Origin of the sequence: Thiocystis violacea, assembly GCF_016583565.1 — a bacterium.
Lineage (GTDB): Bacteria > Pseudomonadota > Gammaproteobacteria > Chromatiales > Chromatiaceae > Thiorhodococcus > Thiorhodococcus violaceus_A.
The window spans coordinates 1-16,507 of sequence record NZ_NRRF01000003.1; the positions used below are offsets into that span (position 1 = coordinate 1).

A 16,507-nucleotide genomic window follows, 5' to 3' on the forward strand; every position below is an offset into this window, starting at 1 on the left:
TTCAGGGTCCAACGGGTGTGCGACATGTGTTGTGCAGCGAGCGCTCAATCGAGGAGCCGGATGCGGTAGTCCCGCACGTCCGGATCTGTGGGAGCCGCGGGTGCGTAAGCACCCGCGGCCACCCGGTACCGGTAGGGTGGACGAGCGAGAGCGAAGTCCACCGAATCCCGCGCCGTTGTTGGTGGACTGCGCTGCGCTTGTCCACCCTACCGAAGACGACGGGTCCGAAGGATGATCGACCCACCCGTTCTAAAGGGGATTAAGACCTACTCTGAGTCTCGTTTGTCGCGCATGCTGAAGGTTCGAGTCCTGGGTAGCGGGCACTTAAAACCACGAAATGCTGCTGTCGCTGCTGCTGTCGCGCGCGGGGGGGCGAATGCCCGCCAAACCCGAATTTGCAGCGGATTTCGACCGTCGAGCCAGGCCTCGGCGGCAAGGGGCGGCGCCGCGTCAGAGATCGAGCCTGATCCACACCGGGCAATGGTCCGAGGGCTTCTCCATGCCGCGGATCGCGTAGTCGATGCCGGCGTCGAGCAGGCGCTCGCGCAGGGGCGCCGAGATGAGCAGGTGGTCGATGCGCAGGCCGTGCTTCGGCTCGCGCTCGAAGCCCCGCGAGCGGTAGTCGAACCAGCTGAATCGGTCGTCGGCCTCGGGGTGGAGCGCGCGATAGGCATCGCTCAGCCCCCAGTCCGTGACGGCCTTGAGCCACTCGCGCTCCTCCGGCAGGAAGCTGCACTTGCCGGTCCGCAGCCAGCGCTTGGCGTTGTCGGCGCCGATGCCGATGTCGAGGTCCATGGGCGCCACGTTCATGTCGCCCATGACCACGAGGTTCTGGTCCGGCGCAAAGGCCTCGCGCAGATAGGCCAGCAGGTTCGCGTAGAACTGGCGCTTGTTGGGGAACTTGACCGGATGATCCCGGCTCTCGCCCTGGGGGAAGTAGCCATTGATGACCACGACCTCTTCGCCCCCCGGCAGGGCGTAGCGACCCGTGATGGCGCGGCGCTGGGCATCCGCCTCGTCTCCGGGAAAGCCCTTGAAAACCGAGAGCGGCTCGAGCTTGCTGAGAAGGGCGACGCCGTAGTGACCCTTCTGGCCGTGGATGTGCGTGGCGTAGCCAAGGCCGCGCGCCCAGTCGAGCGGGAATTGCTCGTCCGCCACCTTGCACTCCTGCAGGCCGACGATGTCCGGATCGTGCATGGCTTTCAATGCCTCGATCTGGTGCGGCCTGGCACGTATGCCATTGATGTTGAAGGACGCGATCTTGAGCACGGCGGGGTATCTCCAATAGGTCGAGGTCTGCCGGAAGGCTAGCATGACGCCACGAGCCATCCAAATCAGCCGACGCCGACGCCGACGCCGACGCCGCGCGAGGACGCGCAGCCGCATGTCCCTGCGCGGACCCGCTATGTTCTTCTTCCTTAGAACTCACTAATATATCCGCCCCTACTGCATGCTGCCGGCGCGCTCTATCCGCCGCCGGCCACCTCAGGCCGGACCCCGCCCGGATCGACGTCCCCAGCGCCTGAATCCCGCAGCCCGTCATGACGACTCGACCAGGACTTCATCGCCCCATGAAGACGCTTCGCTCCAATCATTTCGCCTGGATGGTTCCCTTCATGCTCTGGCTCCCGCAGGTCAGACGCGACGACCTCAGGGCCGATCTCATCGCGGCGCTGACCGGGGCCATCGTGGTGCTGCCGCAAGGCGTCGCCTTTGCCACCATTGCCGGCATGCCGCCGGAATACGGGCTCTACGCCGGCATGGTGCCGGCGATCATCGCCGCGCTCTTCGGCTCGTCGAGACACCTGGTCTCCGGCCCGACCACCGCGGCTTCCGTCGTGCTCTTCTCGGCGCTCTCCATCATGGCGGTGCCGGGCACGCCGGACTATGTCACCCTGGCGTTGACGCTCACCTTCATGGTGGGCGTGCTGGAATTGACGCTCGGCTTCGCGCGCATGGGTGCGCTGGTGAACTTCATCTCGCACTCGGTCGTCGTCGGCTTCACGGCGGGCGCGGCCGTGCTGATCGCGGCGAAGCAGATCAAGTACTTCTTCGGTGTCGAGATGGATAGCGGCGGCCATCTCCATGACATCCTCTTCAATTTCGGACAGCACCTCGTGGAGATCAATCCGATCGCGACCCTGGTCGCGGCGGTCACGCTCGCGCTCGGCATCGCCTGCAAACGTTGGCTGCCGAAGGTGCCCTACATGATCGTCGCCATGCTCGGCGGGAGCCTGCTGGCCGTCGTCCTCGACCTCCTGCTCGGTGCCGAGGTGACGGGTATCGCCACCGTTGGCGCGCTCCCCGCGACGCTGCCGCCACTCTCGGCCCCCGTGCTGACGCTGGACAACATCCGTCAACTCGCGCCCTCCGCCCTGGCGGTCACGCTCTTCGCGCTGACGGAGGCCGTGTCCATCGGCCGCGCGCTCGGCGCCCGCGGCGGCTACCGGATCGACGGCAACCAGGAGTTCATCGGCCAGGGGCTGTCCAACATCGCGGGCTCCTTCTTCTCCGGCTATGTCGCGACCGGCTCCTTCAACCGCAGCGGCGTCAACTACGAGGCCGGCGCGCGCACGCCGCTGGCCTCGATCTTCGCCGCCGTCATGCTGATGGCGATCGTGCTCTTGGTTGCGCCCTACGCGAGCTATCTGCCCAAGGCGGCCATGGCGGGCGTGCTCTTCCTGGTCGCCTGGGGGCTGATCGACTTCAAGGAGATCAGCCATATCCTGCATTCATCCAAGCGCGAGACCTCGATCCTCGCCGTCACCTTCTTCTCGGCCATCTTCCTGGAGCTCGAGTTCGCCATCTTCGCCGGCGTGCTGCTGTCCCTGGTGCTCTATCTGGAGCGCACCTCCAAGCCTAAGATCGTCACCATGGCCCCGGACTCCCGGTCGCCGAACCAGGCCTTCTCCAGTGATCCGGATGTGCCACAGTGTCCGCAGCTGCGTTTCCTGCGCATCGACGGCTCCCTTTTCTTCGGCTCCGCGGCGCATGTGGAGCAGTTCTTCGATCGTCTGCGCGCCGAGCATCCCCAGCAGAAGCACCTGGCGCTCATCGCCAATGGCATCAATTTCGTCGACCTGCAGGGCGGACAGACGCTGACGCGCGAGATGCTGAGGCGACGCGCCGACGGCGGAGGCATGTACCTGATCAACGTCAAGCAGGGCCTCTGGGATGCGCTGGAGCGCTGCGGCTGTCTCGACGACACCGGCGTGCGTAACGTCTTTCAAGCCAAGACGGCGGCTGTGCGCGGCATCTACCAGAAGCTGGACAAGTCGGTCTGCGCGACCTGCGACAAGCGGATCTTCCGCGAATGCCGGAGCTGAGGCGTGAAGGCCATGATTCTCGCCGCGGGCCGCGGCAACCGCATGCGGCCGCTGACGGACCACACGCCCAAACCCCTGCTGCAGGCCGGCGGCAAGCCCTTGATCGGCTACCATATCGAGCGACTGGCGGCGGCGGGCATCCGCGACCTGGTGATCAATCACGCCCATCTCGGCGCCCAGATCGAGCAGGCGCTGGGTGACGGGGCGGCGCTCGGGGTGCGGATTCGCTATTCGCCCGAGGCCGAGGCGCTTGAAACCGGCGGCGGCATCTTCAACGCCCTGCCGCTGCTCGGGCAGGCGCCGTTTCTGGTGGTCAACGGCGACGTCTGGACCGATATCGACCCGGCCAGCCTGCGGCTGAGCGCCGGCGATCTCGCCCACCTGGTCCTGGTCGACAACCCAGAGCACAACCCCTCCGGGGACTTCGCCTTGCGTGGCGATCGCGTCCACCCGGACGGTGAACCCCGCCTCACCTTCAGCGGTATCGGGCTCTACCACCCAGGGCTCTTCGACGGCTGCCGGCCCGGCGCTTTTCCACTGGCCCCGCTGCTGCGCAACGCCATGCGCGAGGGCAAGGTCGGAGGTCAACATCATCGCGGACAGTGGCTGGACATCGGCACGCCGCAGCGGCTGGCCGAGCTGGATCGCATGCTCACGCAGGCGTAGCGGGGCCTCAGCCCGCGCGATGCGGGCGTCCCGCCGCCAAGCAGCAAGCCGCCTCAGGCTCCAAACAACCAAAAACCCACGCCATCCAGCCCCGGCGCCCTCATAATCTGGCCACGCCAACCACCGCTGGGGAACGTGCATGGGCCAGGATATCGCCGCATCGCATTTCACCGAACGGGACTTCAGTCGCTTCTCGACACGCCTGCGCGAGGAGACCCGACTGCTTGAGGCCTGGTTGTCAGAGGGATTGTTCGACACGGGCGAGCCCACCGCCGGCTTCGAGCTGGAGGCGTGGCTGGTCGCGCCGGACGCGACGCCGGCCCCCAAGGTCGAGGATCTGCTGGCCCGGCTGGATGACCCGCTGATCGTTCCCGAGCTCGCCACCTTCAATGTCGAATTCAACGGCACGCCGAGGCCGCTGAAGGGCGCGGTCTTCTCCAAGCTGGCGCAAGAGCTTGAGGCGACACTGGCTCACGCCAACGCGGCGGCGGCCGGGCTCGGCAGCCGCCTGGCCATGATCGGGATCCTGCCCACGGTGCGCCCCGAGCACCTGACCCTCGAATTCATGACGCCGCGCGAGCGCTACCGCGCCTTGAACGAGCAGGTCTTCGCCCTGAGGCACGAGCGCCCGCTGACGCTGCTGATCGAAGGGCGCGACCGCCTGGAGCTGACCTGGCACGACGTCATGCTCGAGGCGGGCGCCACCTCCTTCCAGATCCACCTCAAGGTCGGCCCCGCCGAGGCCGCGCGCGTCTACAACGCCGCCAAGATCGTCAGCGGTCCCATGGTCGCCATCAGCGCCAACTCGCCCTACCTCTTCGGCCGCGATCTCTGGGACGAAACGCGCATCCCGCTGTTCGAGCAGGCCGTCTCCGTCGGCGGCGCCGTGCTGCAGGAACGGGTCAACTTCGGATTTCGCTACGCCCAACGCTCGATCCTGGAGACCTTTCAGTCCAACCTCGACCGCTACCCGGTGCTGCTCCCGCACCTCATGGACGATCCCCCGGAGCAACTCCCGCACTTGCGGCTGCACAATGGCACCATCTGGCGCTGGAACCGCCCGCTGATCGGCTTCGAGCCGGACGGACGCCCGCACCTGCGCATCGAGCACCGCGTCGTCCCCGCCGGCCCCTCGGTGCCCGACGCCATCGCCAACGCCGCCTTCTACTTCGGCATGATGCGCAATCTTGCCCGCGCCGAGACACCACCCGAGACCCAACTGATGTTTCTGCATGCGCAGAAGGGCTTCTACACCTGCGCGCGCGACGGTCTGGACGCCGAGATCCCCTGGCTGGACGGCAGGATCCTGCCGGTTGCCCGCGTCCTCGCGGAGGATTTGCTGCCGCGCGCCCGCCAGGGTCTGCTGGACCTCGGCGTCGATCCGGCCGAGGTCGAGCACTGGCTCGGCATCATCGCCGCCCGCCTGAGCAGCAAGCGCACGGGAGCGCGCTGGCAGCGCGCCTGGGTGGCGCGGCACGGGCCGGACATGGCGGGACTGACCGGGGCCTATCTCGCGCATCAAGCCAGCGGGCAGCCCGTGCACGCGTGGACACTCACGGAGTGATGCGAGGGGCCTTTGGACGAACTCCGACCTGGGTCTGGTCGGCCCAGTCGCCCACCCCGTCGCTACCCAGTGAAACCGACCTGCGCCTCATCCTTCCGCGACCCGCCCAGCTGCGTATCGGTCTGGGCGACTGGCGCCAGACTCGGGATCTTGAGACCCGCGACCTCGGTCCCGGTTTTCAGGGCGCTCGCCTCGGCGCGGCCGGACTTGCCGGACAGTGTGCGCTGACGCTCACTTGGCGCTGGTGCGAGGATGGACAATGGCTCGGCAAGGATTACCGCGTGCGAATCGGCTGAGCGATCGCCGTCCGACCATCGCCAACTCTGCCGCCGCGACGCCGTCGGGCACAGACGCCCCATGAAACCTCAATCCAAGAGGACCGCCCTTCTCTCATGAACATCGTCAAAGACTGGTTCCAGCGCTTCATCTCCGACCCGCAACTGGTCGCCCTCGCGCTGATTCTGCTGAGCGTCATCGCCATCCTGGCGACCTTCGGGCAGATGCTCGCACCCGTGCTGGCCAGCATCGTCATCGCCTACCTGCTGGAGGGATTGGTCGAGCGCGTCGAGCGGCGTGGCCTACCCCGACGGGGGAGCGTCGTGGTGATCTACGTGCTTTTCGTCCTCTTCCTCGCCGTCCTGCTGCTCGGGGTCCTGCCGCTGGTCTCGGTCGAGATCGCCCAGTTGGCGAAGCAGTTGCCGAACATGCTGACGCAGGGCATGCAGTCGCTCATGGCCCTGCCCCACCGCTACCCTGGCCTGGTCACCACCGAGGGGCTCGATTCCATGACCGACTCCATGCGCTCCGGCGCCATGTCATCGGCGCAGCACCTGCTCTCCTGGTCGCTGACGGGCGTGGTCGACCTCATCACCCTCCTGGTCTATCTGGTCCTCATGCCGATGCTGGTGTTCTTCTTTCTGAAGGACAAGGAACTCATCCTGAATTGGTTTCGCCGGCGCTTCCCGTCCAAGCATCGCGGCTTCGTCGGCGCGATCTGGATCGACGTAGACCGGCAGATCTCGAACTATGTGCGCGGCAAGGCTTGGGAGGTTCTGATCGCCTGGGTCGCGAACTTTGCGGTCTTTGCGGTCTTCGGGCTCAAATACGCCATGCTGCTGTCCCTGCTGGTCGGGCTGTCGGTCATCATCCCCTACGTCGGCGCCGCGGTCGTGACCGTGCCGGTGATGCTGGTCGCCGCCTTCCAATGGGGCTGGTCCGCCCAGCTCGGCTGGCTGGCGGCCGTCTATTTTCTCCTGCACGCCCTGGACGGCAATGTACTGGTCCCGCTGCTCTACTCGGAGGTGGTCGACCTGCATCCAGTCGCCATCATCGTCGCCATCCTCATCTTCGGCGGGATCTGGGGCTTCTGGGGGGTCTTCTTCGCGATCCCGCTCGCGACGCTGGTCGAGGCCATCCTCAACGCCTGGCCGAACGCCACGGAGGAAGACACCCCGACGTCGATCGCGTGACGGCGGGTTTGGGTCTGTCGCGCTGGGAAGCCGAATCGGACGGATTCGGCTCTGGCTGGCGATTCGGGACGCAGGAGCCGACTCAGAGCCCTTTGCATCCGCCGGCACTGCGCCCGCGGTTCCCCTGCGGGCCGGACCTGGGATCCTGGTCCGGCAGAATCCGGACCGCCTATTTCAGCGGCCTCCGAGCGGACTCCTCCATGAATCCACCGACCGCGGGATTCACTCGGCGCGGAGAATCACCGCAATGCTCCCTGCTCGAACACCAGTGGGAAAGTCCTTGGTCGATCTGCGCCAGCCTGATTGTCATCAACCAGCATGACGGCGATGATCGACGCACCGCGCGGCGAGCGAGGTGCGCGAGATGCTGAGCCGTCTTGCCAGCGTGCCCTTCTCCGCCCTCCTGATCACGGGCGAAACCGGCACCGGCAAGGGGCTCGCCGCGCGCATCCTGCACAACAGCGGCCCGCGCGCCTCGGGTCCACTGATCGAGGTCAACTGCGCCGCGCTGCCGCGCGAGCTGATGGAGGCCGAGCTCTTCGGTCACGAGGCGGGCGCCTTCAGCGGCGCCAAGGCGCGCTGACCTCTATCACCGCCTCGCGATGTTTCGCCTGGAGCTGCCGCCGCTGCGCCGACGCAAGGAGGATCTGGAGGAACTGCTGCCGGTGCTCATCCACGAATTCAATCTGCGCTCCGGCCACCGGGTGGAGACCATCCCGCCGTCCGTCTGGAGCCGGCTCGGCGCCTACGACTGGCCGGGCAACGTGCGCGAGCTGCGCAATCTGGTGGAGCGCTGCGTGCTGCTGGCGGACGGCCCGGTCTTTCCCGAACGCTGGCTGAATCTGGGCGAGGCGGCCGCGCCGCCCGGCACGGACCCACCGGGCGCCGTGGCTGATGGCGAGCGGATCTGTCTGCCGCTGGACGGCAGCTTGAGTCTGGAAGCCATGGAGCGCCATGTTCTCGCCGCCTTCCTGAAGCGGAACGCCGACAACGTCTGTCTGACCGCCCGGGTCTTGAGCACCACGCGCGAGAAACTGCGCTATCGGGTGCGGAAGTACGGCCTCAAGACGAGCGATTGAGCGCAGGAGGACGCAGCGAGCCAGAAGCGCCGACGGCGCGAAGCGAATCCTGTGCCGCAAGCTCCGCGGTGATCCACTGGGTGTGCCCCTGGGAGACGCTGACTCAATGCCCTCCTGGCAGTCAATTAGCTCGGGAGTCGAAAACGCGAACCAGATTTGCGATCCGCGTACCGGCGAGCGGACAATGACGCCGGCTTCTGCATCGGCTTCTCCACCCGAACGAGTCGACACCATGCGCTTTCCCTACGGTCTCGCCAACTTCCAGGCCGTCGTCGAGGAAGACTATCTCTACATCGACCGCACCGATCGCATCGGTACCATCGAGGAGGCCGGCAAGCAGCTCCTGCTGCTGCGCCCGCGCCGCTTCGGCAAGTCGCTGTGGCTGTCCACGCTGGAGAACTACTACGACCTGGCCAAGGCCGAGCACTTCGCGCCCTTGTTCGGGCACCTGAAGATCGGTCAGGCGCCCACCGCGCGGCGCAACAGCTACTTCATCATGAAATGGAACTTCTCGCTGGTGGATCCCATGGGCGATGCCGAGGCTATCCGCGCGGCGCTGCATCGGCATATCAATGTCGAGATCCAGGCCGCCGTCGACAAATACCGGGATCGAATTCCAGGGGATGTCGAGGTGCAGGCAGACGCCATCGCCTCCCTCGGGTCGCTGTTGGCCGCCATCTCCCGCACCCCCCACCGGCTCTACCTGCTGATCGACGAATACGACAACTTCGCCAACGAGGTGCTGGTCAGCCATCAGAAGGGCGAAGGTCGCTATCGGGAGCTGATCGGTGGCGAAGGGGCCATCAAGACCCTGTTCAAGGCCGTCAAGGACGCCGCCGAGGGACGCGGCCTGGATCGGGTGTTCATCACCGGGGTCTCGCCGGTGGTGCTGGCGGACATCACCAGCGGCTACAACGTGGTCAAGGACATCTCCAGGGAGCCCGAGTACGCCGATCTGTGCGGTTTTCACGAGGCGGAGATCCGCGCCGTGCTCGACCAGGTCATTGTCGATTGTGATCTCCCCCCCGAGCGGGCCGGCGAGGCCCTCGATCTGATGCGCACCTTCTACAACGGCTACAACTTCTCGCTGGAACCCGAGGGTGGACAGATCTACAACCCGACCCTGGCCCTCTATTTCTTCGAGCACCTGAGCAAGCAATGCCGCTACCCCGAGGAGATGCTCGACAACAACCTGGCCATGGACCGCAACCGCATCGAATACATCGCCCGTCTGCCCCACGGCGAGGCACTGGTCAGCGCCGCGCTCGATACCGCCCATCCGCTCAGCGTCGATCGTCTGGAGCAGCGCTTCGGCGTGGAGCGCATGCTCCATGCCCCCCAGACCCACGGCTTCCTCGCCTCACTGCTCTACTTCTTCGGCGTGCTCACCTACAGCGGTCGCGACCCACTGGGCAATCTACAGCTGCGCATTCCGAACCTGGTGGTGCGCAAGCTCTACGTCGAGCGCATCCAGGAGGCGCTGCTGCCGGGCTACGATCTGGACCGGGAACGGCGCGCCGTCAGCGAGCGCTTCTACGCGGCGGGCGATCTCGAGCCACTGTGCGACTTCATCGAGCAGCGCTATCTGCCGGTGTTCGACAACCGGGACCTGCGCTGGTCCAACGAGCTGGTGGTCAAGACCGCCTTCCTGATCACGCTGTTCAACGACATCGCCTACATCATGGATTCGGAGACCGCGATCGCGCGCGGCTATTGCGACCTGTCGCTGATCGTGCGCCCGGACCGGCGTCAGTACGCCCTGCTCGACCATGTGGTCGAATTCAAGCACCTGAAGCTCGGCGACCTGCCGGGCCTCGACAGCGAGGCCCTGGCCACCATGCCGCGGGAGGAGCTGCGGCAAAGACCCGAGGTGGCGACCCTGTTGGCCGAGGCGGAAACCCAGCTCGCCGGCTATCGCAAGACCCTGGAAGGGATCTACGGCGACAGGCTCAAGCTACGCACCCATGCCCTGGTCTGCATCGGGCTGGTGCGGTTCCTGTGGTGAGCGCGGCGGGAAGACGCTCTGATCCGAATGGCACGGAAACGCGGCACAAGCCGCGTGCGGCGAGGACGCGGCGTCCCCGCCTAACCCTCGCGATCCAGCCAGAGGGTCAGATCGGCGCACTCGCGAAAATCTTGCGATGCTTGCGCCAATGCGGTCAGCACATCGCGATGCAGCTGGCGCACCCGCTGCCGATTCGCCTCGGATAGCGCGGCGAGCGAACGATCGACCAATCGCAGGACAAACGCGACTCGCCCTCCTCGCGAACGGCCTCCAGACTGGCATAACCGCGACGTTGGAGCAGATTGCGCAGGGCCGTCTCATGGGCTGGCCTGGTCCTCAGGCCCGCACCACCCGAATCCGCCGACCCCGCGGGCTGGTTTCCTCGCGACTGGCCAGCCGCTCGCCAACCGGCGCCTGTCCCGCGCGCCGATCGAAGATCACCAGCCAGCCGCCATCCAGTCCGAGTCCGGCCAGATAGCCGTCCAACTGCGCCAGGCCCTCGGTCAGCGGATCGGGGGCACCGTCGCGCCAAACCTTGAGCTCGATGCCGAGCGTCACCGCCCGATAGCGCAGACAGAGATCCATGCGGCCGCGTCCGATGGCGTATTCGCACTCCAGCGTCCCCTCGCCATTGACCACCCGTTGCAGAAAGGCCATCAGCACCAGATGCGGGGCGATCTCGTGATAGGGGGCGCTGCCCAGCAGGGGCTCGCCGTGCTGACGCCAGAAGGCGAGAAAGGCCGTCAGCAGGGCGTCCGCGTCCAGCTCGCCGGCGGGCGTGAGCCAGCTCGGCGCGATCTGGGGCAGGGAATCCTGCGGCCCGCTGGCCAGGGCGCGCGGCAACACCTCACGGTAGATAGGGTTGGCGATCACCAGCCCACCACTGCCGTCGCGGCGCAGCAGACCCAGGTCCACCAGATACTGCCGGTCATCCTCGGGCACCACACCTGGCAGGGTACCGGCCAACATCGGCTCGATCACGCGGCGCACCCGGGGCTCGCGCAATTTATCGGCCAACTGGTCGAGATGGGTGACCCGGCGCAGGATCAGGTTTTCCTTGGCCCGATCGATCAGGTCGGCCCCGATCGGGCGGGTGCGGTCGCGGCCCTCGGGCATCTCGAAACAGGTTTCATAGGCCAGGGCATTGACCAGCCACGGCTGGCCCAGAGTCAGATCCCACACGCTGGCGAGCGCCCCGGGGGTAAAGAGCTGTCCGGTTTCGGCGGTATGCTCGCCGAGCAGGGCCGTCACCTCGGTCGCGCTGAAATCGCCGAGACGCAGCGATTTCGCCTTGATGTTGAAGGCGCTGCCGCCGGTGATGACGGCGGCCTCGGCGCTGGCATGGATGCGATAGTCGCGCAGATCGCGCACCCCGCACAGGACCAGGGTCTGGGGGAAATGCCGCGGGCGCTGGGGATAGCCCGCCCGCAGCTGACGCAGCAGCGAGATCAGGGTATCGCCGATGAGGGCGTCGACCTCGTCGAGCAGCAACACCGCGGGGCGCGGGTCGGACGCGGCCCAGAATTCCAGCAGGCGCATCAGGCGATCCCCGGCGGGCCAATCGGCCCCGCCGTTCCGATACCAATCGTCGAGCCGCCCGTCCTGGATATAGAGACGCGCCGAGCGACCGATGGCGCTGCAGATGGTGGCCATCCCCACCTCCACCTGCTCGCGCGCGCTCTGCGCACCTTCGATATTGACGTACAAGGCCCGATAACGGCCTTCCCGGTTCAAATGCGCCATCAACGCCAGCAGGCAGGTCGTCTTGCCGGTCTGGCGCGGGGCGTGGAGCAGGAAATATTTTTCCTGGTCGATGAGCGTCTGGACCTCGGCTAGATCCCAGCGCTGCAGGGGCGGCAGACAATAATGGTCCTCGGCCCGGACTGGCCCCTCGGTCGTGAAAAAGCGCATCTCGGCACCTCCGCGCAGGGTTGGACTGACGGCTCCGCCAAGGTAGCAGATCGGGCGCCTGTGAGCCTGGATCGCCGGTGCGCGCCGCCAGCGATCGGGACGGATGACGGCGATGTCATGCGCCGGCCAGTATCCGTTGAGACCGTTTGGCGAATACTCTTCTGATGTCAGGAGACCCGAACCATGAGGGCGCGAGAGCTGACACGCGCCCGCAACCCAAGTGGCGCCGACGACATGGTCGGCCCCCAATCCCAAGAGGAATCACCCATGACGACGATGGAGCAACTGGAGCTGGACGCGCATCGCAATCAGCTCATCTCGGACGTGAAGCACCTGGTGGAGAAGTACCGTTCGATCTTCGCCTGGGATGTGCCCGACATGGATCAGGATCGCTCGGACACCCTCATCCTGGCGGCCATCCGCGAGGCCCTTGACGGCGTCGAAACGGACTTGCGCGAGCGCGCGCACCCCGGACAGCGCGAGACAGAGTGAGCCGACGGACGACGTCGAATGAAGGCGCGCCTTCCGCCCATCAGGGAAGCCAGGAGATCGCAATCGGCGCCCGGCTGTAAGCGGCCGGGGCGCACACCTACCTCGACCCGAGCGCCCCAGTGGCGAGCGAGACACAGAGCGTCAGAGACACGTTCAGCGCGCCGTGCTGTGAATCGTCAATGATCTGATGCTGCTAGTGGCGGCGATCATCGGCGTGGCGCTCCGTCCTTGGGCCGGCCGCCGAGTCGGTGGGAGCGGCGCCCCGCCGCGACGGGGGCGGCCGGGGTCGTCGCGCCGGGGCGGCGCTCCCACGGACTGGGCCGCTGGTCGAGGCCAAGCGGCCGTCAAGGCGCATGGCACCGGCCTATTCCGGCTCCATGCGGATTGAAACACCCCACCGGAAGGTTTGAATGGACAGGCGCGATAACCGTGCAATGCAAGCGGATGCCCTGGTGGTCTGCGGCGCGACCGGCGATCTGGCGCACAAGATGATGTCAACCTGCTCTTCGACGGCGCTGCGCTGACCGCGATCGGCTGGATCTTGCGCAAGGCGTGACCGCACGGAATGCCCATGTTCGATGAGGGAGAGACATCCCTTGCGCCCCGGTTTTCGTGACATAGAACCGCGATGCGCCGCGAAACCGGAACGACATGGCCTCGCTCTCAGTTGCCTCGATTCGCCCTCCACGTCGGACGGGCTCCTCGACGCCATGTCTTGAGCGCTCGCCAGGGCGCAGGCTTGCTGCGATGTCCGTCGATCGATTGCATGTCCCTGTCGCGACGATTCGCCTTTCCCATTGGAACCCTTCTTCTTACGCGGTCTATCCTTCACTCAAGGGAATGCAAGCCCGCCCTGTGTTCTCCATGTGCCGACCGCGAATTGGCCCTGGAGCACCGGAGAGGCGGGCAAAACGCGGCCTTTACGCGAGACATGTGGATTCACCAATGACGAGGAGACCAATCAATGCGCCGAGCAGCCATCCCCGCCGCCATCATGGCCGCACTTCTGACCGCACCCGCGACCCTTGTCGCCCAAGCCGAGACCGAGTCTAGCCAGCCACCCAGCACGCCACCCCTGGCCCCTGGTCTCTCGCTCCCCTCCTTCGACTGGGCGCGCAAGCACGGCCACACCGATGTCGGCGGCGCGGAAGGCGCGGCTGTGACCGCGGTGAGTCAAGAGACCGCCATGGCCGAGACCCAGGCCGCCGCCATGGCGTCCGGCCAGGCGAGGTCCAACCAGTTCTGGTGGCCCGATCAGCTCAACCTCCAGCCGTTGCGCGACCACGACCCGGCGTCCAATCCGTACGGCGAGCACTTCGATTACGCCAAGGCATTCGCCAGCCTGGATCTCGAGGCCGTGAAGAAGGACCTCAAGGCGATGATGACCACCTCCCAGGATTGGTGGCCGGCCGACTTCGGCCACTACGGCCCCCTCTTCATCCGCATGGCCTGGCACAGTGCCGGCACCTACCGGGTGGCTGACGGGCGCGGCGGCGCCGGCGGCGGCCAGCAGCGTTTCGACCCGCTCAATAGCTGGCCCGACAACGTCAACCTCGACAAGGCGCGACGCCTGCTCTGGCCGATCAAGCAGAAGTACGGCCGGAGCATCTCCTGGGGCGACTTGATGGTCCTAGCCGGCACCGTCGCCATGGAGGACATGGGCTTCAAGACCTTTGGCTTCGCCGGCGGCCGCGCGGACGACTGGGAGCCGGAGATCGTCAATTGGGGCCCGGAAGCCGACATGTTGGGGCGTGCGCGCTACGACGAAAAAGGGCAGTTGGAGAACCCCCTCGCCGCCACGCAGATGGGTCTCATCTACGTGAATCCGGAAGGTCCTGGCGGCAACCCGGACCCGCTCGCGGCCGCCGAGCAGATCCGCGTGGCCTTCGGCCGCATGGCCATGGACGATGAAGAGACCGTTGCCCTGATCGCCGGTGGACACACCTTCGGCAAGACCCACGGCGCGGGCAAGCCGTCCGAGTGCGTGGCTGCGGAGCCGGCGGCGGCACCCATCGAGCAGCAGGGCTTCGGTTGGGCCAACAGGTGCGGTAAGGGCAATGCCGAGGACACCATCGGCAGCGGCCTGGAAGGTGCCTGGACCCAGGCGCCGACGCAGTTCACGATGCTCTACCTGACGAACCTCTTCAACTTCGACTGGGAGCAGACCCGCAGCCCCGCCGGTGCCATCCAGTGGACGCCCAAGGGCGGAGCGGGCGCCGACACGGTCCCGGACGCCCATGTGCAGGGCAAGCGACACGCCCCAATGATGTTCACGACGGACCTGGCGCTGAAGTTCGATCCGAGCTACCGCGAGATCTCCAAGCGCTTCCTGGAGAATCCCGAGGAGTTCGAGCTCGCCTTCGCCAAGGCCTGGTTCAAGCTGACGCACCGCGACATGGGACCGCGCGCACGCTACCTCGGCTCCGAAGTCCCCGATGAAATGCTGATCTGGCAGGACCCGATCCCGCAGGTCGACTACCAACTGGTCGACGCGACGGATATCGCTGGGCTCAAGCAGAAGATCCTCGACTCCGGCCTGTCGCCGGCTGAGCTGGTGCGGAACGCTTGGGCATCGGCCGCGACCTATCGCGACTCGGACATGCGCGGAGGTGCCAACGGCGCGCGCATTCGCCTGGCCCCCCAGAAGGATTGGCCGGTGAACGACCCGCCAGAACTCGCGCGGGTACTGCAGACACTGGAAGGCATTCAGAAGGACTTCAACGGCTCGGCGACCGGCGGCAAGCAGGTCTCCCTCGCCGACCTCATCGTCCTCGGCGGCGCGGTCGCCATCGAGCAGGCAGCGCAAGCCGGCGGCTACCAGGTGGAGGTGCCATTCAAGCCCGGTCGCGCGGATGCGACCCAGGAGCAGACCGACGTCGCATCCTTCGCCGTCCTCGAACCGACGGCGGATGGTTTTCGCAACTACTTCGAGAGCGGCAACCGCCAGTCGCCGGCTGAGATGCTGGTCGACCGCGCTGACCTGCTGGGACTGACGGTCCCCGAGATGACCGCGCTGGTCGGCGGCATGCGCGCCTTGGGTGCCAATGCCGGCGGTGCCACGCATGGCTTGCTCACGGACCGTCCCGGGACGCTGAGCAACGACTTCTTCGTCAATCTGCTCACCATGTCGACCCAGTGGTCGAAATCGGCGGACGCCGAGGGGATCTACGAGGGGCGCGACCGCGCCTCGGGTGAGCTGAAGTGGACGGCGACCCCGGTGGACCTAATCTTCGGATCGAACGCGGAGCTGCGTGCCGTCGCCGAGGCTTATGCGTCCGCGGATGGGGGCGACGCCTTCATCCGAGACTTCATCGCCGCATGGACCAAGGTAATGACAGCCGACCGCTTCGATCTGAAGCAAGGCTAGGAAGAAACGGCTCGGGTCGCGGCTGGCTTCAGCCCGGCTCGAGCACCCGGATCGAGACTTGGCCCGCGAGCCCCTGTCGCGTTGCCACGAAGGAATCGCGGCCAGTTCCTGCTCCTTTCCTCATTTCAACTTCCAACGCGCCCGACTCCCTTCGGCGCCGGGCCGGTCTTGGGATCTTCGCCCTCTTGCTCTGGCATCGCGACAGATGCAAGCCGAGAGCACGAAGATCAGCAATCAATACGCTCGGCCCCAGAGTCAAAGGCGAGTCCGCACAGGAAGGCGCCGCGCGCTCCGGGCGCGAGCGCCAACAGACCGACGCCGCCGAGTTCCTCTCCGCCTGCAGCCTCCTCCAGGTGAGCAGCGCCGGCACCCTGAGCAGCCTGACGCAGCGACAGAAGCAGCCAGAGCTCGGTAAGGGCAATGCACGACGCGCTGCAAGTCCGCAACAGGGCCGACACTTTCTGTGCAACACGATGGCGCGATCTGTAATCGAGCAACAGAACAAGGGTTCGAGACGGAGGGCCTCGACCGTTTGACCGCATAAACGACGAGAGCTGGAGATACGCGTGTCGCTCAGTCGAGCTCAACAGCCGATTTCGCGATTTGGGACATACGTCTGGTGGGCGTT

12 protein-coding genes and 1 pseudogene are annotated in these 16,507 nt (G+C 66.3%); 9 read left to right on the plus strand and 4 right to left on the minus strand.

Annotated elements, in window-relative coordinates; translation table 11 throughout:
• Positions 1-450: 450 nt before the first annotated feature.
• Positions 451-1,269, minus strand: coding sequence for an exodeoxyribonuclease III (gene xthA / locus CKO23_RS01640; protein ID WP_200328146.1), 819 nt, complete (start codon positions 1,267-1,269; stop codon positions 451-453).
• A gap of 302 nt (positions 1,270-1,571) precedes the next feature.
• Here xthA and CKO23_RS01645 point away from each other — a divergent pair, with 302 nt between their 5' ends.
• The 3 genes from CKO23_RS01645 (at position 1,572) to CKO23_RS01655 (ending at position 5,556) form a co-directional block, all read left to right on the plus strand.
• Complete coding sequence (locus tag CKO23_RS01645) at positions 1,572-3,326, plus strand: SulP family inorganic anion transporter (protein ID WP_200328008.1); 1,755 nt, start codon at positions 1,572-1,574, stop codon at positions 3,324-3,326.
• A 3-nt stretch (positions 3,327-3,329) separates the two neighbouring features.
• Positions 3,330-3,992, plus strand: a complete 663-nt coding sequence (gene murU, locus CKO23_RS01650; RefSeq protein ID WP_200328009.1) for an N-acetylmuramate alpha-1-phosphate uridylyltransferase MurU — start codon at positions 3,330-3,332, stop codon at positions 3,990-3,992.
• 139 nt (positions 3,993-4,131) lie between these two features.
• Entirely contained in the window at positions 4,132-5,556 is a 1,425-nt protein-coding gene (locus CKO23_RS01655; protein WP_200328010.1) for a glutamate--cysteine ligase, read from the plus strand.
• A gap of 62 nt (positions 5,557-5,618) precedes the next feature.
• Here the strand turns inward: CKO23_RS01655 and CKO23_RS25270 are convergent, their stop codons facing one another.
• A complete protein-coding gene (locus CKO23_RS25270; RefSeq protein ID WP_207168392.1) occupies positions 5,619-5,816 on the minus strand; it encodes a hypothetical protein in 198 nt (65 codons plus the stop codon).
• A gap of 132 nt (positions 5,817-5,948) precedes the next feature.
• Between CKO23_RS25270 and CKO23_RS01665 the strand changes: the two genes are divergently transcribed.
• The 4 genes from CKO23_RS01665 (at position 5,949) to CKO23_RS01675 (ending at position 10,109) form a co-directional block, all read left to right on the plus strand.
• Positions 5,949-7,025, plus strand: coding sequence for an AI-2E family transporter (locus CKO23_RS01665; RefSeq protein WP_200328012.1), 1,077 nt, complete (start codon positions 5,949-5,951; stop codon positions 7,023-7,025).
• 364 nt (positions 7,026-7,389) lie between these two features.
• The gene (locus tag CKO23_RS26510; RefSeq protein WP_346014542.1) at positions 7,390-7,608 is read left to right on the plus strand and encodes a sigma 54-interacting transcriptional regulator; all 219 of its coding nucleotides are present in this window, start codon (positions 7,390-7,392) and stop codon (positions 7,606-7,608) included.
• Positions 7,609-7,627: 19 nt separating this feature from the next.
• A complete protein-coding gene (locus CKO23_RS26515; protein WP_346014543.1) occupies positions 7,628-8,104 on the plus strand; it encodes a hypothetical protein in 477 nt (158 codons plus the stop codon).
• 232 nt (positions 8,105-8,336) lie between these two features.
• Positions 8,337-10,109 carry an AAA family ATPase gene (locus tag CKO23_RS01675; protein WP_200328013.1) on the plus strand — a complete coding sequence of 591 codons (1,773 nt, stop codon included), beginning with the start codon at positions 8,337-8,339 and terminating at the stop codon, positions 10,107-10,109.
• A gap of 80 nt (positions 10,110-10,189) precedes the next feature.
• Here CKO23_RS01675 and CKO23_RS26675 read toward each other — a convergent pair.
• Together CKO23_RS26675 and CKO23_RS01685 are read right to left on the minus strand one after the other, a co-directional pair.
• Positions 10,190-10,351 (minus strand): annotated as a pseudogene (locus CKO23_RS26675) (DUF4351 domain-containing protein); the annotation flags it as partial.
• A 94-nt stretch (positions 10,352-10,445) separates the two neighbouring features.
• Positions 10,446-12,020, minus strand: coding sequence for an ATP-binding protein (locus tag CKO23_RS01685; RefSeq protein ID WP_200328015.1), 1,575 nt, complete (start codon positions 12,018-12,020; stop codon positions 10,446-10,448).
• A 183-nt stretch (positions 12,021-12,203) separates the two neighbouring features.
• Between CKO23_RS01685 and CKO23_RS01690 the strand changes: the two genes are divergently transcribed.
• Positions 12,204-12,512 carry a hypothetical protein gene (locus tag CKO23_RS01690; RefSeq protein ID WP_242482151.1) on the plus strand — a complete coding sequence of 103 codons (309 nt, stop codon included), beginning with the start codon at positions 12,204-12,206 and terminating at the stop codon, positions 12,510-12,512.
• A 964-nt stretch (positions 12,513-13,476) separates the two neighbouring features.
• Entirely contained in the window at positions 13,477-15,879 is a 2,403-nt protein-coding gene (gene katG / locus CKO23_RS01695; protein WP_440870553.1) for a catalase/peroxidase HPI, read from the plus strand.
• Positions 15,880-16,507: the final 628 nt, after the last annotated feature.